Below are 18,745 nucleotides of genomic sequence, written 5' to 3'. Positions count from 1 at the left end.
AAAGGCAGGAGATAAGCATGGAATTTGTAAAAAAATATAGCAGAATCTTATTAAATATTATGATCCCTATTGTGTTTACTTATTTAATCTGCATCTGGGGACCAAGAATACTGAATTTCTTTCTTCCTTTCGTGATTGGCTGGGTGATTTCCGTCATTGCCAATCCTTTGGTGCGTTTATTGGAGAAACGCCTGAAGCTGGTGAGGAAGCATAGTTCTGTGCTGATTGTGGTGGCAGTACTGGCTCTTATTATTGGTGCTTTTTATTTAATCATATCAAAACTGATTTCAGAAGCAGCAGGATTTGTGAAGGATATTCCCCTTTACTATGATTCGGCCTGGGTGGAAGTTCAAAAGATGCTTCTGACGGCAGAAGATCTGATGCGTTTTCTTCCCAAGGGAATTCAGGACTCGGTGAATGTATTTGTAACACATATTGGAGAATATTTAAATGTTATGGTGCAGAAAATCGCATCGCCCACCTTTATGGCTGCGGGCAATGTGGTAAAGAGTATTCCTGCAGCATTGGTTTACACGGTTGTAACCATATTTTCTTCCTATATTTTTATTGTGGACCGGGATAAAATTCTTGTTTTTTTAGACCGGTATACTCCTGATGGATTTTCCGAATATTATGATTATTTAAAAAAGGACGTAAAGCATCTGGTAGGAGGCTATTTTCTTGCTCAGTTTAAGATCATGTTCATTATTGCAGGTGTTCTGGCAGCAGGATTCCTGGTTCTGGGAGTTAAGTATGCACTTTTGCTTGCTGTCATTATTGCGATTCTTGATTTCCTTCCTATCCTTGGGACTGGTACCATCCTGATTCCCTGGGCGATTCTTAAGATTGTTTCAGGAGAATATGCCTTTGGCGTAGGTCTGATTGTGATTTACGTACTGACACTGGTATTGAGACAGATCATTCAGCCGAAGATCGTAGGAGATACCATGGGGCTTGACCCGTTAATGACATTATTGTTTTTATATTTGGGATTTAAAATAAGCGGGATTGCCGGAATGATCCTGGCTGTTCCCATTGGAATGCTGGTGATCAGCATTTATAAATTCGGTGCCTTTGACCGGTTCCTTTACAGCGTAAAGACCTTAGTTCACGACATCAATGGATTCCGAAAAGAGAAAGATGATATCGATTAAAAGCAGTAATTGGAGGATACAATGAAAAAAAACATAAGATTGAAGATCGCCGTTTATCTGATTGCATGTCTTATGGCTTCTGAGGCATTTGCTACCCCTTTAAACGGTTATTCAGCAGAAGCCTGGAAACTGGAGAACGGACAATACATTGATGCATCCGGTAATCCCATAACAGGAGTTTTAGCAAAGGGAATTACAGTGACCAAATACCAGAACAGGCAGAATGAGGTAAATGGAGGGATTGACTGGAAGAAGGTGGCAGAGGACGGAGTTTCTTTTGCTATGGTGCGGATCGGTTATCTCAATGATATGGATCCCTATTTTTCAGAGAATATGAAGCATGCTTCGGAAAATGGGCTTAAAACCGGCGTATTTTTTTATACCCAGGCTCTTGATACACAAACTGCAGTAGATGAGGCAAAGTATGTGCTGCGTCAGGTAAAGGACTACAAAGTCTCTTATCCAATTGCTTATGACGTGGAATCCCAGTATATTCTTGATAATAAGCTTTCCAAACAGCAGATTACGGATAATATCAACGCATTTTGTAAAACCATTGCAGATGCGGGTTATCGCCCGATAGTCTATGCAAATAATAAATGGCTGTCTCTTCATATCGATATGAGCCAGGTTCCCTATGATGTATGGTATGCCAGATACGGAACGGTCAATGATTATCAAAACAGAACCATCTGGCAGTGTACGGATAAAGGAAGAGTGGCAGGAATCGATGGGGATGTAACGATCGAATTATCCTTTGCAGATTACGGTTCCATGATTCCGGCAGATGGCTTTAAAACCATTGACGGGGAACGGTATTACATGAAAAACTATGAAAGACAGACCGGCTGGATTCAACCGGATGGAACGTGGTATTATCTGGATTCCAATGGAATGGTGGTTCATGATAAGACCATGGTAATAGACAATGTATCTTACACCTTCGGTTCTCAGGGAGAGATAACAAATCAGACCAAATAATGGAGTTACAAGTGAAAAAAGAAAACGATTTAAATTCAGATCATATAAAAGGGCTGGTATGGAGGCTTGCAATCCCCTCCATGCTGGCTCAGTTTGTCAGTGTTTTATATAGTATCGTAGACCGTATGTATATTGGAAATATCCCGGCGATCGGGGAAGTCGCCCTGGCAGGAGTTGGAATCTGCGGTCCCATTGTGACCCTGATTTCTTCTTTTGCTTTTTTAGTGGGAGCAGGAGGATCTCCCCTTATGAGCATTCGTCTGGGAGAGAAAAACCAGAGAGCTGCCAGCCAGATTCTGGCCAACTGCTTTTTACTCTTATTGATTTTTTCCGTTCTTATCACAGCGGTCTCTTTTCTGTTGAAAGACCGCCTTCTCATGTGGTTCGGCGCGGGTAAGACGGTATTTCCCTATGCAGATGAATATCTTACCGTATATCTTACCGGAACCGTGTTTGCATTGCTTTCCGCAGGATTAAATCCTTTCATTGTAAGTCAGGGATATGCCAGGACAGCTATGAAATCCGTTGTCTGCGGAGCAGTGAGCAATATAATCCTGGACCCCATTTTTATTTTTGTTTTTGGAATGGGGGTAAAAGGCGCTGCTATCGCAACCGTTCTGTCCCAGGTGATATCCTGTATCTATGTTCTTAGATTTCTTTTTGGTAAAATCCCTCCCATTCGCATAACCTTTCAGGGTTATGACTTTGAAGTGATAAAGAGAATTCTTACACTGGGGCTTTCCCCCTTCCTCATTATTGCATTTGATAACGTGCTTATCATTTCGTTAAATACAGTAATCATGCACTATGGGAGTGAGGGCAGCGCAGAAAAGCTTCTTACCTGTATGACCATTGTACAAAGCTTTATGTTAATGGTAACCATGCCTCTTGGAGGTATTACAACAGGGACCCAGACCATTCTGGGTTATAATTTAGGGGCAGGAAGACCGGAGCGGATCAGACAGGCAGAGCGCTATATTGCCCTTCTGGCAGTTGGTTTTACCACAGTGATGTTCCTGATTGCCCACACGGTTCCCCAGGTTTTTGTACATATTTTCACACGGGACCAGTCTTATGTCGATCTGACTGTCAGCGGGATAAAGATCTATACCATGGGGATAATCCCTTTGGCACTACAGTACGTAATCGTAGACGGATTCACCGGTCTGGGGGCGGCAAAAGCAGCAATTTCACTTTCCATGTTCCGAAAGACAATTTTCCTTCTTGGAGCGGTGCTACTGCCTGTGTGGCTGGGAGTTAATTATATTTTTTACACAGAACCAATCTCAGATTTCATAAGCGTAATGGTTTCCATATTCGTTTTTATAACTTTGTTTGGTCGAATGATACAGAAAGGGACAAAAGTTATTGACATATGACGAAAATAATTCTATGATATTTATAGTGAGTTATTGACTAAATAACAGGAGGTCTTGCTATGAAAATTGCGGTTACTTACGACAGAGGAAATGTATTTCAGCATTTTGGACAAACCACACAGTTTAAACTCTATGAGGTGGAAGACAAACATGTAATATCACAGGATATTGTGGATACCAATGGAGACGGTCACGGTGCCCTGGCAGGTTTTCTGACCAGACTGGGTGTAAAAACTCTTATTTGCGGGGGGATTGGAGCAGGGGCGAGAAATGCACTGTCAGAAGCCGGAATCAAGCTATATCCGGGAGTGGAAGGAAATGCTGATGAGGCGGTAAATTCCCTGCTGTCAGGAAGCCTCCAGTTTGATCCGGATACTCTTTGCAGCCATCATCATGAGGGAAGCGAAGATCACGATTGTGGCCATCACCATCACGGAGAGAGCTGCGGTCATTAATGCAGCAAAACATATGGGATAATAAATGCATCCCCACGGACTGTAAAAGCCGTGGGGATGCATTTTTATTGAATCAGGAGCCGGTGGACTGATAGTGCCTTAACCCGAATTTCCATAAAAGAAATGCAGGAATGAGAAAAAGAGCACTAAAAAGAGGCAGCAGGCTGTACCAGGGGTTGTCTGATTTCCCCGTCAGATATAAAAAAGGATAATACTGGAACAGAGCAAAGGGAACCAGGTAAGTACAAATTAAAAGAACGGTTTTCCCATAAATTCCGATGGGATACTTTCCATATTCCCTGGCTCCGTCTGTAAATACATTCATAAATTCCAGTCCCTCCAGAGTAAAAAAGCATAAGCATGCAAAAATCAGGTAAATGGCTCCAAAAACACAGACACCGCCTAAAATCATCAGGACTACGAGTATGCACCGAAGGGGTGTCCAGTTTATGGAACTGTAGCAAATTCCATAAACCAGCATAACTACAGCCTGAATAAGCCGTCCGAATCTGGTTAAGTCGACCTTGCTGCAAAGAACCAGAAACAGGCTGTTTTTCGGACGGAGTAAAATACGGTCAAATTCTCCGTTTCCAATTATGGTTTCAAAAGTATCCAGACTTCGGAAAACGGTTTCTGCCAGTGTAAAAGCCATAAGAGTAATGGAAAAACACAAAAGCACTTCGCTGTAAGAAAATCCTTTCACCTGGTGGAAACGGGTCATCATAAAATAGACTCCTAAAAAGACATTAAAGGAGATTAAAAACTGTCCGATTAATGTCATAAAAAATGAAACTTTGTGCTGCATCATGCTTTTTAAATGCATGAAAAAGAAACTAACGTAAAGCCTGACTGAATTCATGGTATCCTCCTTTCAACCCCCCTGTATGACAACCCGTTTTAATGCCCGCTTTTCTAAATACCGCCCGATTAATACAAATGCAAACAGCCAGAATGTCTGTTTTAAGATGCTGATCGTAAGATCGGGTCCTGTTATATCTCCGGCAAAGATCCGGAACGGAACATTCTGTGCGGAGGCAAAGGGAAGAAATTCCACAATTGTTCGTACATGATCGGGAAGAAAAGGAATCGGTATAACGGAACCGCTTAAAAATTCCGCTAAAGAGGTAACAAACAGTTTAATTCCCTGTGGAGAAACGGTGTAAAACACGGACATATAAATAATCATGTTAAAAGCCACAATGAGAAGCAGTCCCAGTGTCATGGACAAAATTGTAATTGCCCAGGTTTTCACATCTCCCGGCAATGTAAGTCCGTAGGGAGCAGGAAGAAACCAGGAGAATATCAGGATGGGCATGCAGCGCAGCACTGCTTTGGAAAGCCGGACTGCCAGACCTCTGACAAACCACATATCGTAAAGGCGGACCGGCCTGCATAATTCATAGGCCACATCTCCGGTTGCAATGGAATTGAAAAGCTCTGATTCCCAGAACCAGACCATGTAAAGAGCCAGAAATGCCTGCTGGAGCCACACATAAGTGGACAGTGCTTCAAAGGTCATGGGGAAGCTTTCGGGGGAAGCCTGGTAGAACGCCCGGAATAAAAGGATCTCCATGGATCCCCATACAAATTGTGTCACCATTCCGGAAAGGGCGGCAGTACGGTATTGCAATCCTCTGATAAAACGGATGCGGAAAAAAGACCAGTATTTTTTCATCTTGTCCCCTCCTAAATCTGAAATTCCCGGTAAAGGGAGGCGACAATCTCATCTAAGGTGGCGCATGGGGGCTCACAGCGGGATTTCAAATCGGAAAGAGTTCCGTCCAATAAAAGCCGGCCTTTCCCGATCAGCAAAACCCTGTCTGCAAGTGCATCAATGTCCTGCATGTCATGAGTGGTAAGAAGAACTGTGGTTTTGTGGATCCTGTTCAACTTTCTGATAAAATCCCGGACAGCCAGCTTTGATACGGCATCCAGTCCAATGGTGGGTTCATCAAGAAAAAGGATCTTTGGGGTATGGAGAAGAGAGGCTGCGATTTCACAGCGCATGCGCTGACCCAGAGAAAGCTGTCTTGCCGGAGTTTTAATAATCTCTTCCAGTGCAAGAAGATCAGTGAGTTCTTCTAATGTAGTTAAGTACTGGTGTCTGGGGATCTCGTAGATGTCGCGGAGCAGTTCAAAGGAATCAATAACAGGAACATCCCACCATAGCTGGGTGCGCTGACCGAAAACAACGCCGATGTCCTTTACATGTTCCCTTCTGTCCTTCCATGGAATCCGGCCGTTAATCAGGCAGGTCCCATGATCGGGGGTTAAAATGCCGCTTAAAATTTTAATAGTGGAGCTTTTTCCGGCACCGTTGGGGCCAATATAGCCTACCATCTCTCCGTCTCCGATGGAAAAGGAAATATCGGACAGAGCATGGACCGTGTCGGTCTCCCTGTGAATAAGCGCCTTTACCGCATTGGAAAATCCGGCACTTCTTCTTGTGACTTTGAACGTCTTGTTCATGTGTTCCACTTGAATCATAAAAATTCCTCCTGGTAGTAATATTTGTGAACGGTTCATTCCTGCAGCGGGCAGCTCCTGCCGTTAAAGGGGAGGAGGTCTGTCATAACTGGTCAGAACGTTCTAATATCTTTCCAAGCGGTCAGTGCAGGCAATACAGCCAGCACAGCTCTCCGGAATTCGATCCGGGGACTCTACCGTGGTATCAATATTCTCTTTTCCTGAATTTAGATGTGAGTTTAGATATGGAAAAGGACTTATAGTCTATCATCACAGGAAAAAAGTGTCAATACCCTGGCAAAAGTCACTTGACAAATTATGAAACAATGATTAATATTAACATATGAACAGCTATTCACATATTAATATGTAAGGAGGTATCAGATGGCAGAAGAAGAGAAAATCGTTCGTGATGGTGAGATTGATCAATGTGATTTTATCTGTGTCCATGAGAATGTTGTAAATCAGGTATTAAAAGTGATGCCAAAGGAACAGCAGCTCATGGATCTTGCGGATTTTTTTAAAATTTTTGGCGACCCGACGAGAATCAGAATTCTCTATGTTCTCAGCCAGTCCCAGATGTGTGTTTGTGACATCGCCAATCTGCTTCAGATGGGGCAGTCGGCTATTTCCCATCAGCTTCGTGTGTTAAAGCAGATGCGCCTGGTAAAGTTTAAAAGAGAAGGAAAGACCGTTTTTTATTCTCTGGCAGATGGTCATATACAAACCATTCTGGCTCAGGGAATGGAGCATATCAGCGAATAAGGTTTCCCATCAGATAGAGAGAAAAGGAGAAGAGAAAAGATGAAAAAAATAGTGAAATTAGAGGGCCTTTGCTGTGCAAACTGTGCAGCTAAAATTGAAGAAGAGGTTAAAAAATTAAATGGTGTGGAAAGCGCATCCTTAAGTTTCATGACCCAGAGATTAACCATGGAAGTTTTAGAAGAAAAAGTGGATGAGATTATGGAAGCAGCCAGAAAAACGGCCTATAAGATTGAACCGGAAGCAGAATTTAAAGTCCTTCGGTAAGCAAAAGGAGCAGTTATGACAAAGAAACAGAAAATTATGGGAATCAGACTGGTCATAAGTGCCGTATTCTTTGCTCTTGCCATGGCGGCCGAGGGAAAAGTTTTCTGGTACTGGATCTTATTTATTATCTCTTACCTGGCTGCAGGTTATGATATCCCCTTACGAGCAGTCAGAAATATAAAAAATGGTCAGTTCTTTGATGAAAACTTTTTAATGTCAGTGGCAACCTTTGGAGCAATCGGGATCGGAGCTCTGGAAGAAGCGGTGGGCGTTATGTTGTTTTATCAGATCGGTGAGCTGTTTAACGATTATGCAGTAAACAGGTCAAGAAAATCCATAACAGATCTTATGGACATTAATCCGGAATATGCCAATCTGCTTCGTGATGGAGCGGAGGAGAAGGTAGATCCCTATGAAGTGGACGTTGACGATATCATCGTAGTAAAGCCTGGAGAAAAAGTGCCTCTTGACGGAGTTGTGGTGAAAGGCAGCAGCAGTCTTGATACCAAAGCACTAACCGGGGAATCCATGCCTGTGGAGATCAAAGAGAATGATCCGGTTATAAGCGGTTCCATCAACTTAAGCGGTGTTTTAGAGGTTCAGGTAACCAGACTTTTTGATGATTCTACAGTTGCCAAGATTCTGGAACTGGTGGAGAATGCCAGTTCGAGAAAGGCCAGAGCAGAAAACTTTATCACCAGATTTGCAAGAGTCTATACGCCTGTAGTCGTAGTGCTTGCCTTAATGCTTGGGGTAATTCCGCCCTTATTCACCGGTGACTGGGGAACGTGGATTTACCGTGCCTGCAGCTTTTTAGTTGTTTCCTGTCCCTGTGCACTGGTAATATCCGTTCCATTAAGCTTTTTTGGAGGACTTGGAGCGGCCTCTGGTCAGGGAATTCTGTTAAAGGGAAGCAATTATCTGGAAGCCATGGCAAATCTGGATACGGTAGTTTTTGATAAAACAGGAACGTTAACAACCGGGAAATTCCAGGTTACCAGTGTGGATCCGCTTGAAGGAACAAAAGAAGAGCTCTTGGAACTTGCTGCCTATGGTGAATTTCATTCCAATCACCCAATTGCCCATTCGGTAAAAGAAGCTTACGGGAAAGCGCTTGATCCGTCAATGGTAGACGCTGCGGAAGAAATTGCAGGATTTGGAGTAAAAACAAGAGTTTATACACAGAATAAGGAAAGAGAACTTTTTATTGGGAATGCCAGACTTATGGAAAGACAGGGAATTGCTGTAAATGCAGCAGATTCCGTGGCAGGAACAACGCTTTATATAGCAGATAACAACACTTATCTGGGCAGTGTGACGATTTCAGATACCATCAGGGAAGATGTACCACAAGCTATAAAGGGCTTAAGGGCAGCTGGTGTGAAAAAGTTAGTGATGCTTACCGGCGACAAACCTGAGGTAGGAAAACTGGTGGGAGAAAAGCTTGGACTTGATGAGGTTCATGGAGGTCTTCTTCCTGGCGATAAAGTAGGCAAGGTGGAAGAGCTGCTGGCAAAGAAACATAAGGATGCAGCGATTGCCTTTGTTGGAGACGGAATCAACGATGCACCAGTTCTTGCCCGTGCCGATGTAGGAATTGCCATGGGTCAGATTGGCTCTGATGCGGCCGTCGAAGCGGCAGACGTGGTAATCATGACCGATGAGCTTACGAAATTGGTTGATACAATCCTGATTGCCAGAAAAACGGTGGGAATTGTGAAGCAGAATATTATTTTTGCCATAGGCGTGAAGGTGCTGATTCTGATCCTTTCAGCAGCAGGAATTGCTACCATGTGGGCAGCTGTTTTCGGTGATGTAGGTGTTTCTGTGATTGCCATCTTAAATGCAGTCCGGGCGCTCCGGTATCAAAACAGGAAAGAAAAAACACATTGACAAATTTTTTTCCAGCTGTTATATTTTACACATATGACGGGGTGGTGCGAAGATGGTCCATGAAGTGAGGCTGTGTTTGCCCACCCTTTTTCTAGGTATTATTTTCTTCAGGAACCTTGTTCCCCATAGAGCTAAGACGCTTTGCAAGGATCGCATAAGTGGCAAAGAGTCCCATAAGGCGGGACTCTTTATTCAATCATGAGAAAAGGAGAGTGTTATATGAGCAAGTACAGCAAAGAAGATATTTTCCGCATTGTGGAAGAAGAAGATGTGGAATTTATCCGTCTTCAGTTTACCGATATATTCGGCATGTTAAAAAACGTTGCAATCACAAAGAATATGCTGGGAAAAGCCCTGGATAACCGCTGTATGTTTGATGGTTCTTCCATAGAGGGGTTTGTAAGAAGTGAAGAATCTGATATGTATCTTTATCCGGATCTGGATACCTTTGAGATATTCCCATGGCGTCCCCAGCAGGGGAAAGTTGCCAGGCTGATGTGCGATGTACACTGCCCTGACCAGACTCCTTTTGAAGGAGATCCCCGGTTTGTTATGAAAAAGGTATTAAAAAAAGCAAGTGATATGGGATTTGTATTTCATGCAGGCCCGGAATGCGAATTTTTTCTTTTTCACATGGATGAGGAAGGTCAGCCCACCACAGATACCCATGAAATGGCAGGCTATTTTGATGTGGCCCCCATTGACCAGGCGGAGAATGTCCGCAGAGACATGATCCTCACTCTGGAAGAGATGGGCTTTATGATCGAAGCATCCCACCACGAGATTGCCCCGGGTCAGCATGAGATTGATTTTCAGTATGCAGAAGGAATGGTGACGGCTGATAATATCATGACATTTAAGATGGCAGTTAAGGCAATTGCAAAGCGCCATGGTCTTCATGCCACCTTTATGCCAAAGCCAAAGGCTGGTGTCAATGGTTCCGGTATGCACATTAATATGTCCCTCTCTGATTTAACAGGTAAGAATATGTTTGAAGATCCGGAAGATAAGCTGGGATTAAGCCGGACGGCTTACCAGTTTATGGCAGGCATTCTTCATCACATGCAGGGAATGACAATATTAACCAATCCGCTTGTCAATTCCTATAAACGTCTTGTTCCCGGATATGATGCTCCGGTTTATGTGGCATGGTCTGCCCGTTCCAATCGAAGCTCTCTGATTAAGATACCCTGCGCAAGAGGGGAAAGTACACGCATCGAGCTGCGCAGCCCGGATTCTGCGGTAAACCCTTATCTGGCCCTTGCGGCCTGTCTCGCGGCAGGTCTTGACGGAATCGAAAAGAAGATGACTCCGCCGGAAAGTGTGGACTGCAATGGTTATTCCATGTCAGTAGAGGAGATGGCTTCAAAAGGAATCGAGCAGCTTCCTGAAACGCTGGGCGAGGCCATTGAAGCATTCCGTAAGGATGAGTTTATGAAGGGAGTGTTAGGCGAACACATCTATACCAAATACCTGGAGGCAAAGGAAGCTGAATGGCGGATATTCCGTGCGCAGGTAACGGACTGGGAAGTGGAAGAATACTTATACAAGTATTGATAGATCCCGTTCCCTGATACTGTTATCTGGAGGTGAGAGTGTTTGACCAATGTGATTGTGGCATTTTCAAAAGCAGAGGATGCGAAAAATATAAAGAATATTCTTATGAAAAACGGCTTTACGGTCTCGGCAGTCTGCACCTCCGGCGCTCAGACGGTAAACAGCGCAGATGAGCTGGGCAGCGGAATTGTAGTATGCGGCTGCAGGTTTGCGGATATGGTATATCAGGAGCTTTATGAATGTCTCCCCAAAGGGATGCCCATGCTCCTGGTAGCGTCTCCCAGCCAGTGGAGCGGCAAGGCACCGGATGATGTGGTCTGTCTTGGCCTTCCTTTAAAGGTTCAGGATCTTTTAAGTACGTTAGAGATGATGATGGATTCTCTGGCAAAAAGGCGTAAGAAGTTAAAGAGTCAGCCGAAGGAAAGAAGCGGGCAAGAGCAGGAGCTGATTAAGCAGGCCAAGGAACTTTTAATGGAACGGAATCATATGACAGAAACGGAAGCACACCGTTACATTCAAAAGTGCAGTATGGACAGCGGAACCAACATGGTGGAGACTGCACAGATGATCATGAGCCTTATTAATATTTAACAATGGGGGACTAAGATGAAATTTACAAAAATGCAGGGAATCGGAAACGATTATGTGTATATTAACTGTTTTGAGGAATCCGTTGAGGATCCTGCAGAGCTTTCAAAAAAAGTCAGTGACCGGCATTTTGGAATCGGATCGGACGGTCTGATTCTAATCTGCCCGTCCAAAGTGGCAGACTGCCGTATGCGCATGTTTAACGCTGACGGTTCAGAGAGCCCCATGTGCGGCAATGGGATCCGTTGTGTGGGTAAATATGTTTTCGATCATCATCTGGTGGATAAGACGGAGTTTGATGTGGAAACGGCAGCTGGAATCAAGCATTTAAAAGTAACTGAGGAAGATGGGAAAGCAGTCCTTCTAACTGTTGATATGGGCATACCGGAAGTGACAAGCCAGGTACCGGAGCCCATTTTTGTTAATGGTACGGATTATGAGTTTATTGGAATTTCCATGGGAAATCCCCATGCAGTTTATTATATGGATGACATTGACAGCCTGGATTTAGAGACAATTGGACCTGGGTTTGAACATCATGAGCGTTTTCCGGAGCGTACCAATTCTGAATTTATTCAGGTGGTAAGTCCGGAGCACATTCGCATGCGGGTGTGGGAGAGAGGAAGCGGAGAAACCTGGGCATGCGGGACTGGTGCAACAGCCAGTGCAGTTGCTTCGGTGCTTTGCGGACGAACCGGCAATACGGTGAAGGTTTCATTAAAAGGCGGCAACTTAACGATTCACTGGGACAGAGAGGGAAGCGGTCATGTATTTATGACAGGTCCTGCTGTGGAGGTGTTTGCGGGAGAGTTGGACATAAATAATCTTTAAAAACAGGAGGAACCTATGGTTAAGATCAATGAAAACTACTTAAAATTACCTGGAAGTTATCTGTTTTCCACCATCGCGAAAAAGGTCAATGCTTATATAGAGGCAAATCCCGATAAAAAGGTGATTCGTCTTGGAATCGGTGACGTAACCCAGCCCATTGCTCCGGCGATTATCGAGGAGCTTCATGGAGCGGTAGATGAGATGGGGAAAGCGGGAACTTTTCACGGATATGCACCGGATCTTGGTTATGGTTTTTTAAGAGAACTGATTGCCAGTGAAGATTACATTTCAAGAGGATGCCAGATCGCAGCAGATGAAATTTTTGTATCCGACGGAGCGAAGAGTGACTGCGGAAATATTCAGGAAATTTTCGATCAGAACTGTAAAATCGCTGTCTGTGATCCTGTTTATCCTGTTTATGTAGATTCCAATGTCATGGCCGGAAGAACCGGTGAATATGATGAAAAGACAGGGAAATGGAGCAATGTTATTTACATGCCATGTACCGCAAAGAATCATTTTGTTCCAGAACTTCCAGAGGAAACTCCAGATCTTATTTACTTATGTGTTCCCAATAATCCTACCGGAACCACTCTCACCAGGGACCAGTTAAAGGTATGGGTGGATTATGCCAATGAGACAGGTGCAGTCATTCTTTATGATGCCGCCTATGAAGCTTACATCGCTCAGGATGATGTGCCTCATTCCATTTATGAGATAGAAGGAGCCAATACCTGTGCCATTGAATTTCGTTCCTTTTCCAAGAATGCCGGTTTTACCGGTGTACGTCTTGGCTTTACGGTGATCCCCAAATCTCTGGTAAGAGGCGGAGTCATGCTCCATTCTTTATGGGCAAGACGCCACGGAACCAAGTTTAACGGTGCGCCCTATATCATTCAGAAAGCTGGAACAGCGGTTTATTCCAAAGAAGGTAAGGCTCAGCTGAAAGAACAGGTCGCCTATTACATGAGAAATGCAAAGGTGATCTATGACGGTTTAAAAGAGGCTGGCTGCGAAGTATATGGAGGTGTGAATGCGCCTTATATCTGGCTGCGGGTGCCGGAGGGAATGACCTCCTGGGATTTCTTTGACAGGCTTTTAGAGGAAGCCAGTGTAGTGGGAACGCCTGGAAGCGGATTCGGTCCCAGCGGAGAGGGTTACTTCCGTCTTACAGCATTTGGAACCTATGAAAATACAGTGGAAGCCATGGAACGGATGAAAAAGATGCCATCCTTAATAAAATAAACGTTGACAAGTATTTGATAATTGGTTATGATATTGATAAGAAAAGATTAATAAGGTTTAAGCTTAATTTGTTAGAACAAAAGCGTTCAGTACTTTAGTGGTACTGGCGCTTTTTTTAATTCAAGGAGGAAGATATGGACGATATTGATAAGAAAATAGTGCAGACACTGCAGAAGAACGCACGGGCATCTTTAAAGAATATAGCAGAAAATACCTTTTTGTCCTCGCCTGCTGTTTCCTCCAGAATTGAAAAGCTGGAGCGGGAAAAAATCATTACCGGGTATCATGCGTCAGTGGACCCTATGAAGCTGGGATACCATATTATTGCATTTGTAAATCTGGATGTTTCGCCGCTTGATAAAATCCAGTTTTATTCCTACATGGATTCCATACCCAATGTGTTGGAATGCAACTGCGTGACCGGAGATTATTCCATGCTGATTAAGGTGGCATTTCAAAGCACGATGGAGCTGGATATTTTCATCGGACAGCTCCAGAAATACGGAAAGACCAGCACTCAGATTGTCTTTTCCACACCGGTTGGTCCAAGAGGCGTGGATGTTATGGCAGAATTAGGAGAAAAAGAATAAATCATAGTCTGAAATATGGTACGGAGAACACTTCTTTTACATACTTTATAGAATAGAGTTATGTGAAAGGAGTTTTTCTTTTGGCTGAGAGAAAGATCGTGGTAATAGATGCCGGTCACGGCGGTGCGGACCCGGGTGCAGTCTATAATGGGCGGCAGGAAAAAGACGATAACTTAAAACTTGCGTTAGCTGTCGGGAAAATCCTGGCAGACAGCGGAGTTGATGTCAGGTATACAAGAACTGACGATACCTATAATACACCCCTGGAAAAAGCCATGATGGCCAATGATGCAGAAGCAGATATATTCGTCTCCATTCACCGGAATGCCATGCCGGTTCCTGGAACAGGATCCGGAGTTGAAACGGTTGTTTTTGAAAATAAAGGCATTGAGGGAATGCTTGGAACGAATATTGGAGAAGCGCTTGCAACAGTGGGCTTCACCAATTTAGGAACTGTGGAACGTCCGGGGCTTGTAGTGCTGAGAAGAACAAAGATTCCATCTGTCTTAACAGAGGTTGGGTTTATAGATAATGAAGCGGATAATTATCTTTTTGATGATCACTTTGATGAGATAGCCCAGGCAATTGCTACTGGTATTTTAAATACCATTCAGCAGCAGGAAGAAAATCAGGTTGAGTACTACCAGATACAGACTGGGGCGTTTCGGGTGCGCTCACTGGCCGAGGACCAGGTCAATATGCTGAAATCCCAGGGATTTCCGGCTTTCGTAGTTTATGAAGATGGATTATATAAGGTTCGAGTCGGTGCATTCCGAAATATGGACAATGCTGTTAAAATGGAGCAGGCTCTCAGGCAGCTGGGGCATAACACATTTATGGTGAAACGCCCGGCTGTGTATTGAGTCGGTGAAACAGGCCGGAAGGGGCAGTAAAGAAGAGCCTCTTCCGGCCATCTCTTATGACTTTGACTTGACAAGATCCCTTTTATTGTCGTATGGTCTTAATCAGAATGAATACAGAGGAGAGAATTATGATTAAGGCAGTGATATTTGATATGGATGGCGTTATTATCGACAGCGAGGGTGTATATCTGGAATATCAGCTGGAATTTGCCAAAAAGAAAAATCCAGATGTAAAACTGGAGGATCTGTATCCTATGGTTGGGGCAACAAAGCAGGAATGCTGGGAAGTAGTGGAGAGGGTTGTTTCCAATGGGCAGACCTGGGAGGAGTTAAGAAAAGAATTCCGGCAGAGAGATATCTACAGTGAAATAGATTACCGAAGCATTTACCGCCTGGAGGTAACGGATACATTAAAACAGCTGAAAGAAGCTGGTTTTCGTCTGGCTCTTGCCTCTTCCACCCATTTAGAACTGGTGGAACGTGTTCTTAAGGAAAATGGAATCCGGGACTATTTTGAAGCAGTGGTCAGCGGAGAACAGTTTAAAAAGAGCAAACCTGATCCGGAGATCTATTTATATACAGCCGAGCAGCTGAAATTAAAGCCGGAGGAATGTCTGGCAGTAGAGGATTCCACCATTGGAATAACGGCAGCACATCGGGCAGGGCTTAAAATTGCGGCAGTCGTGGATACAAGATATGGTTTTGACCAGAGTCTTGCAGATTATAAGCTGAATCAGGTAAAAGAAGTATTAGAAACAGTAAAAGTGCATAGGATTTGATATACGGATTAATGCAGGAGGAATTGCTTGAAGTATATCAGTGAGCTTTTAAAAGGTTTAATAATTGGTGTGGCAAATATACTGCCGGGCATCAGCGGAGGAGTATTGGCCATTACCATGGGTGTCTATGATAAGATCATCCATGCGGTAAACCGGCTTTTTAAAGAGCCGGTAAAAAGCATAAGGATACTTCTTCCTTATGGGATCGGTGCAGTTGCAGGCATCATTTTTTTGTCACTGGTGTTTGAATATCTGTTTCATACATATCCTCTCCAGACGAAACTATCGTTTCTGGGATTAATCGGAGGCGGTCTTCCGGCTCTTGGCCGCAAAGCTTTTTCTGGAGAAAAAAACGACTTATGGAAAGGAATTATAACTGCCGGAATTACATGCAGCATCGTAATCCTCATTACATATGTGGCTGAAACAGTAATCGCTTCCGGTCATAGCGGAGAAGGATTTGCCATGGCTTCCGGTGCGGCATATTTATCATCGGGAAAATATTGGGTAGTTACTCTTTTTGCGGTGGGGCTTCTTGCAGCTGCCACTATGATTGTACCAGGGGTAAGCGGGTCCATGATCATGATGATGCTGGGCTTTTATGAGCCTGTTTTGCAGACCAATAATGCCTGCATCCGGGCAGCCTGTGCTCTTGATTTTCAAGGTCTTATGAAAAACGTCACAGTATTGTTCCCATATTTTCTGGGTATGCTGGCAGGGGTTCTTCTGTTTGCCAGAGTTGTGGAGCAGCTTCTGACCCGTTATGAGCATCAGATGTACCGGGTGGTTATTGGTCTTGTGATTTCTTCCCCTTTTGTGATTCTTTGGGATGTGCCGTGGAAAACCGTGGCAATATATGAAGTGTTGGGAGGAATTGCACTGGCACTTTTGGGATATGTGATCGCAGATCTGCTGGGAGGAGAGGGATAAATTCTTCAGGAATAAAAAAAGGGATATTTCGTCGGATAAAAATCTGACGGGATATCCCTCTTTAATCGAGTTTAAGAATACTCGGCAATTCTTGTAATACCCACATAGATCTGGGAGATCTTATACCAGGTTGCAAAATCAATGACTCCCGTCACAGGAAGTTTAAATATGGACTGGAACTGACGGACTGCCTCCGCCGTGTTTTCTCCAAATACCCCGTCTGCTGTGATTCTGGGAATTTTGGTATAAACCCCGGCAATGGTATCAAGCTGTTCCTGGACCTGGCGTACTTTGTCTCCAGAGGCACCTATGGATAAATTATATCCGGGGAAGGAGGAAGGGACACCGGAAACCTGTTCCGCAGTATTGATGTACATGTTGCTTCCGTAATAATTGCGGAGAATTTCAATGGCAGTATAGCCCTGTTCCCCTAAGGTGCAGCTTCCCCATTGGGACATCCAGTTAGGACATGTTACCCGGTGGCCATCGCAGTACTGGGTTAAGATGGGCTGTTTGATCCCGGGCCGTGATAAGTAGCTGTTAAAGATTTCATCCACAACCTGGGAAATGCTTTCATAAATATTTCTGCCGTGTATCCATTTATGGTCGAAAGCGGTAGATGACGTGATGGTGAAGTCATAGCCCTGATTCCGGTACCATTCCGTATAAACCCGGTTTAACGTAAAGCTCATAATTGCCAGAACATTGGCGATAATTGCTTCTCTGGGCCAGGTAGCGTAAATTTCACTGGAGGCTACATTTTTAATATAATCGCTATAGGGAACATAATAATTAGTAGCCGTGGGATCTGTAGGTACACCATCATGTACAATAATTGTCTGAGGAACAACAACCCGGCTCAATACAATCTCGCCGGTTTCTGCAACAGGCTTTACCTCAGCCTCAGCTATTTTTGGAGGATAGTCACCGTACAAAGTATGATCCGGAATGGTAATGGGCGTATCGGGAGTTGTCTCGTCTTGGACAGGAGTCATGCGGACAGGCTGAATGGCATCCGTATCTGCCAGGATCTGGGTTCCGGAGATAGCCACTGGTTCATAACCCTGTGCAGTAATAAAAAGTGAATATTCCGAATACGGCTGTACCAGCCCGGGAGACAGACTTAAGTCGACAGGCGGCGCTGACAAACTGACGGTTTCTGACTGGCCGGAACTGTCAGTAGTAACCTTTTCCAAAATGCTGCCGGGGTCTCCCGTGTAGGAAATGGAAACTTCTGCGTCCCCGATCGGATGGTTGTTTTCGGAAGATACCACATCTACCTGAAGAGAGCCGGCAGCAGCCGTTTCCTGGGCAGTGGTCATATATGGATTCATAATAGCCCCTTATTGAATGATTATTATTAATATATTAGCTGCTCTGGGCAATGATTACAAAAGCCCCGCATAAAACTAAATAAATCAGTTTTTGCGGGGGCTTTTTTAAAAGAATGAAGTTTTGGGTTCATGGAACATGGACTCTACATAGCTTCTCATTTCATCGCGGCTATCAATTTCTCTTGCACCATTGATGATGCGGTTCTGATCCTCTTTGGAGAGTCCGGCAAACTGTACCATAATGTCTGAATGCTGTGCCAGTTCCATGGTAAATCCAATGGGAAGTTCGTTGTTGTCAATCATGATTTATCACCTCATGAATAGTTTGTTCTAAGTTGACACAAAGTATACAGTAATGTATAATATTAATATACTTGCATAAATATACAATTATCCCGATTAAAATATCTGAAAAAAGAAAAATAATGCATAAAAAGTAGATAAATAAATTATAAAAAAACAGTTGAAAAATGTCGCGGTATAATGTATAATCTATTCAATTTGGTCTGATACCAGTCAGTTCAAAATTAAACCTTAAAGGGTATCCCTTTATGTCCAGAAACCATGGACAAATATTAAGAAACACCCTTGCGGGTATCCCTTTATGTCCAAAGAACATGGACAAATATTAAGAAACACCCTTGCGGGTATCCCTTTATGTCCAAAGAACA

21 protein-coding genes are annotated in these 18,745 nt (G+C 43.8%); 16 read left to right on the top strand and 5 right to left on the bottom strand.

Going from position 1 to position 18,745, the window contains the following annotated elements:
- Nucleotides 1–17 precede the first annotated feature (17 nt).
- The 4 genes from ytvI to ABS301_RS06540 are packed head-to-tail and all read left to right on the top strand — an operon-like array spanning nucleotide 18 to nucleotide 3,969.
- Nucleotides 18–1,154, top strand: coding sequence for a sporulation integral membrane protein YtvI (gene ytvI / locus ABS301_RS06555; protein ID WP_349671454.1), 1,137 nt, complete (start codon nucleotides 18–20; stop codon nucleotides 1,152–1,154).
- A gap of 21 nt (nucleotides 1,155–1,175) precedes the next feature.
- Nucleotides 1,176–2,135: a glycoside hydrolase family 25 protein gene (locus tag ABS301_RS06550; protein WP_349671453.1), complete on the top strand. Its 960-nt coding sequence runs from the start codon at nucleotides 1,176–1,178 to the stop codon at nucleotides 2,133–2,135.
- Between the two features lie 11 nt (nucleotides 2,136–2,146).
- Nucleotides 2,147–3,514 carry an MATE family efflux transporter gene (locus ABS301_RS06545; protein ID WP_349671452.1) on the top strand — a complete coding sequence of 456 codons (1,368 nt, stop codon included), beginning with the start codon at nucleotides 2,147–2,149 and terminating at the stop codon, nucleotides 3,512–3,514.
- A 59-nt stretch (nucleotides 3,515–3,573) separates the two neighbouring features.
- On the top strand, nucleotides 3,574–3,969 hold the full coding sequence (locus tag ABS301_RS06540) for a NifB/NifX family molybdenum-iron cluster-binding protein (RefSeq protein WP_349671451.1): 396 nt from the start codon (nucleotides 3,574–3,576) through the stop codon (nucleotides 3,967–3,969).
- Nucleotides 3,970–4,042: 73 nt separating this feature from the next.
- Here ABS301_RS06540 and ABS301_RS06535 read toward each other — a convergent pair whose 3' ends face one another.
- From ABS301_RS06535 to ABS301_RS06525, 3 genes are read right to left on the bottom strand one after another with little or no spacing between them, the layout of a single operon-like run.
- Nucleotides 4,043–4,828, bottom strand: a complete 786-nt coding sequence (locus ABS301_RS06535) for an ABC transporter permease (RefSeq protein WP_349671450.1) — start codon at nucleotides 4,826–4,828, stop codon at nucleotides 4,043–4,045.
- A 12-nt stretch (nucleotides 4,829–4,840) separates the two neighbouring features.
- Nucleotides 4,841–5,644: an ABC transporter permease gene (locus tag ABS301_RS06530; protein WP_349671449.1), complete on the bottom strand. Its 804-nt coding sequence runs from the start codon at nucleotides 5,642–5,644 to the stop codon at nucleotides 4,841–4,843.
- 11 nt (nucleotides 5,645–5,655) lie between these two features.
- Nucleotides 5,656–6,456, bottom strand: coding sequence for an ABC transporter ATP-binding protein (locus tag ABS301_RS06525; protein WP_349671448.1), 801 nt, complete (start codon nucleotides 6,454–6,456; stop codon nucleotides 5,656–5,658).
- A 26-nt stretch (nucleotides 6,457–6,482) separates the two neighbouring features.
- Here ABS301_RS06525 and ABS301_RS06520 point away from each other — a divergent pair, with 26 nt between their 5' ends.
- The 12 genes from ABS301_RS06520 (at nucleotide 6,483) to ABS301_RS06465 (ending at nucleotide 16,740) form a co-directional block, all read left to right on the top strand.
- Nucleotides 6,483–6,698, top strand: coding sequence for a hypothetical protein (locus tag ABS301_RS06520; protein ID WP_349671447.1), 216 nt, complete (start codon nucleotides 6,483–6,485; stop codon nucleotides 6,696–6,698).
- A gap of 121 nt (nucleotides 6,699–6,819) precedes the next feature.
- On the top strand, nucleotides 6,820–7,200 hold the full coding sequence (locus ABS301_RS06515) for an ArsR/SmtB family transcription factor (protein WP_349671446.1): 381 nt from the start codon (nucleotides 6,820–6,822) through the stop codon (nucleotides 7,198–7,200).
- Nucleotides 7,201–7,239: 39 nt separating this feature from the next.
- Nucleotides 7,240–7,464, top strand: a complete 225-nt coding sequence (locus ABS301_RS06510) for a cation transporter (protein ID WP_104436918.1) — start codon at nucleotides 7,240–7,242, stop codon at nucleotides 7,462–7,464.
- 15 nt (nucleotides 7,465–7,479) lie between these two features.
- Nucleotides 7,480–9,357, top strand: coding sequence for a heavy metal translocating P-type ATPase (locus ABS301_RS06505; RefSeq protein WP_349671445.1), 1,878 nt, complete (start codon nucleotides 7,480–7,482; stop codon nucleotides 9,355–9,357).
- A 219-nt stretch (nucleotides 9,358–9,576) separates the two neighbouring features.
- Complete coding sequence (gene glnA, locus ABS301_RS06500) at nucleotides 9,577–10,914, top strand: type I glutamate--ammonia ligase (RefSeq protein ID WP_349671444.1); 1,338 nt, start codon at nucleotides 9,577–9,579, stop codon at nucleotides 10,912–10,914.
- 42 nt (nucleotides 10,915–10,956) lie between these two features.
- The gene (locus ABS301_RS06495; protein ID WP_349671443.1) at nucleotides 10,957–11,505 is read left to right on the top strand and encodes an ANTAR domain-containing response regulator; all 549 of its coding nucleotides are present in this window, start codon (nucleotides 10,957–10,959) and stop codon (nucleotides 11,503–11,505) included.
- A gap of 15 nt (nucleotides 11,506–11,520) precedes the next feature.
- Complete coding sequence (gene dapF / locus ABS301_RS06490; RefSeq protein ID WP_349671442.1) at nucleotides 11,521–12,333, top strand: diaminopimelate epimerase; 813 nt, start codon at nucleotides 11,521–11,523, stop codon at nucleotides 12,331–12,333.
- 15 nt (nucleotides 12,334–12,348) lie between these two features.
- Nucleotides 12,349–13,578 carry an LL-diaminopimelate aminotransferase gene (locus ABS301_RS06485; protein WP_349671441.1) on the top strand — a complete coding sequence of 410 codons (1,230 nt, stop codon included), beginning with the start codon at nucleotides 12,349–12,351 and terminating at the stop codon, nucleotides 13,576–13,578.
- Nucleotides 13,579–13,712: 134 nt separating this feature from the next.
- Nucleotides 13,713–14,168, top strand: coding sequence for an Lrp/AsnC family transcriptional regulator (locus tag ABS301_RS06480; protein ID WP_349671440.1), 456 nt, complete (start codon nucleotides 13,713–13,715; stop codon nucleotides 14,166–14,168).
- 80 nt (nucleotides 14,169–14,248) lie between these two features.
- Nucleotides 14,249–15,031: an N-acetylmuramoyl-L-alanine amidase gene (locus tag ABS301_RS06475; protein ID WP_349671439.1), complete on the top strand. Its 783-nt coding sequence runs from the start codon at nucleotides 14,249–14,251 to the stop codon at nucleotides 15,029–15,031.
- Between the two features lie 128 nt (nucleotides 15,032–15,159).
- Nucleotides 15,160–15,810, top strand: coding sequence for an HAD family hydrolase (locus tag ABS301_RS06470; protein WP_349671438.1), 651 nt, complete (start codon nucleotides 15,160–15,162; stop codon nucleotides 15,808–15,810).
- Nucleotides 15,811–15,837: 27 nt separating this feature from the next.
- Complete coding sequence (locus tag ABS301_RS06465; protein ID WP_349671437.1) at nucleotides 15,838–16,740, top strand: DUF368 domain-containing protein; 903 nt, start codon at nucleotides 15,838–15,840, stop codon at nucleotides 16,738–16,740.
- A 71-nt stretch (nucleotides 16,741–16,811) separates the two neighbouring features.
- Here ABS301_RS06465 and ABS301_RS06460 read toward each other — a convergent pair whose 3' ends face one another.
- Nucleotides 16,812–18,074, bottom strand: coding sequence for a peptidoglycan-binding protein (locus tag ABS301_RS06460; RefSeq protein ID WP_349671436.1), 1,263 nt, complete (start codon nucleotides 18,072–18,074; stop codon nucleotides 16,812–16,814).
- Between the two features lie 105 nt (nucleotides 18,075–18,179).
- On the bottom strand, nucleotides 18,180–18,377 hold the full coding sequence (locus tag ABS301_RS06455; protein WP_349671435.1) for a hypothetical protein: 198 nt from the start codon (nucleotides 18,375–18,377) through the stop codon (nucleotides 18,180–18,182).
- Nucleotides 18,378–18,745 lie beyond the last annotated feature (368 nt).

It is taken from the genome of Lacrimispora sp., from assembly GCF_031982545.1.
Classification (GTDB): Bacteria; Bacillota; Clostridia; order Lachnospirales; family Lachnospiraceae; genus Lacrimispora.
Note: the sequence above shows the minus strand (reverse complement) of the source record. Positions and strands in the feature narration are given on the sequence as shown.

What these genes read in the sequence shown, in the direction of transcription:
- ABS301_RS06550 (WP_349671453.1), top strand. Translation starts at nt 1,176, where the DNA reads ATGAAAAAAAACATAAGATTGAAGATCGCCGTTTATCTGATTGCATGT.
- ABS301_RS06480 (WP_349671440.1), top strand. Translation starts at nt 13,713, where the DNA reads ATGGACGATATTGATAAGAAAATAGTGCAGACACTGCAGAAGAACGCA.
- ABS301_RS06540 (WP_349671451.1), top strand. Translation starts at nt 3,574, where the DNA reads ATGAAAATTGCGGTTACTTACGACAGAGGAAATGTATTTCAGCATTTT.
- ABS301_RS06510 (WP_104436918.1), top strand. Translation starts at nt 7,240, where the DNA reads ATGAAAAAAATAGTGAAATTAGAGGGCCTTTGCTGTGCAAACTGTGCA.
- ABS301_RS06515 (WP_349671446.1), top strand. Translation starts at nt 6,820, where the DNA reads ATGGCAGAAGAAGAGAAAATCGTTCGTGATGGTGAGATTGATCAATGT.
- ABS301_RS06530 (WP_349671449.1), bottom strand. Translation starts at nt 5,644, where the DNA reads ATGAAAAAATACTGGTCTTTTTTCCGCATCCGTTTTATCAGAGGATTG.
- glnA (WP_349671444.1), top strand. Translation starts at nt 9,577, where the DNA reads ATGAGCAAGTACAGCAAAGAAGATATTTTCCGCATTGTGGAAGAAGAA.
- ABS301_RS06460 (WP_349671436.1), bottom strand. Translation starts at nt 18,074, where the DNA reads ATGAATCCATATATGACCACTGCCCAGGAAACGGCTGCTGCCGGCTCT.
- ABS301_RS06455 (WP_349671435.1), bottom strand. Translation starts at nt 18,377, where the DNA reads ATGATTGACAACAACGAACTTCCCATTGGATTTACCATGGAACTGGCA.
- ABS301_RS06525 (WP_349671448.1), bottom strand. Translation starts at nt 6,456, where the DNA reads ATGATTCAAGTGGAACACATGAACAAGACGTTCAAAGTCACAAGAAGA.
- ytvI (WP_349671454.1), top strand. Translation starts at nt 18, where the DNA reads ATGGAATTTGTAAAAAAATATAGCAGAATCTTATTAAATATTATGATC.
- dapF (WP_349671442.1), top strand. Translation starts at nt 11,521, where the DNA reads ATGAAATTTACAAAAATGCAGGGAATCGGAAACGATTATGTGTATATT.
- ABS301_RS06470 (WP_349671438.1), top strand. Translation starts at nt 15,160, where the DNA reads ATGATTAAGGCAGTGATATTTGATATGGATGGCGTTATTATCGACAGC.
- ABS301_RS06485 (WP_349671441.1), top strand. Translation starts at nt 12,349, where the DNA reads ATGGTTAAGATCAATGAAAACTACTTAAAATTACCTGGAAGTTATCTG.
- ABS301_RS06535 (WP_349671450.1), bottom strand. Translation starts at nt 4,828, where the DNA reads ATGAATTCAGTCAGGCTTTACGTTAGTTTCTTTTTCATGCATTTAAAA.
- ABS301_RS06505 (WP_349671445.1), top strand. Translation starts at nt 7,480, where the DNA reads ATGACAAAGAAACAGAAAATTATGGGAATCAGACTGGTCATAAGTGCC.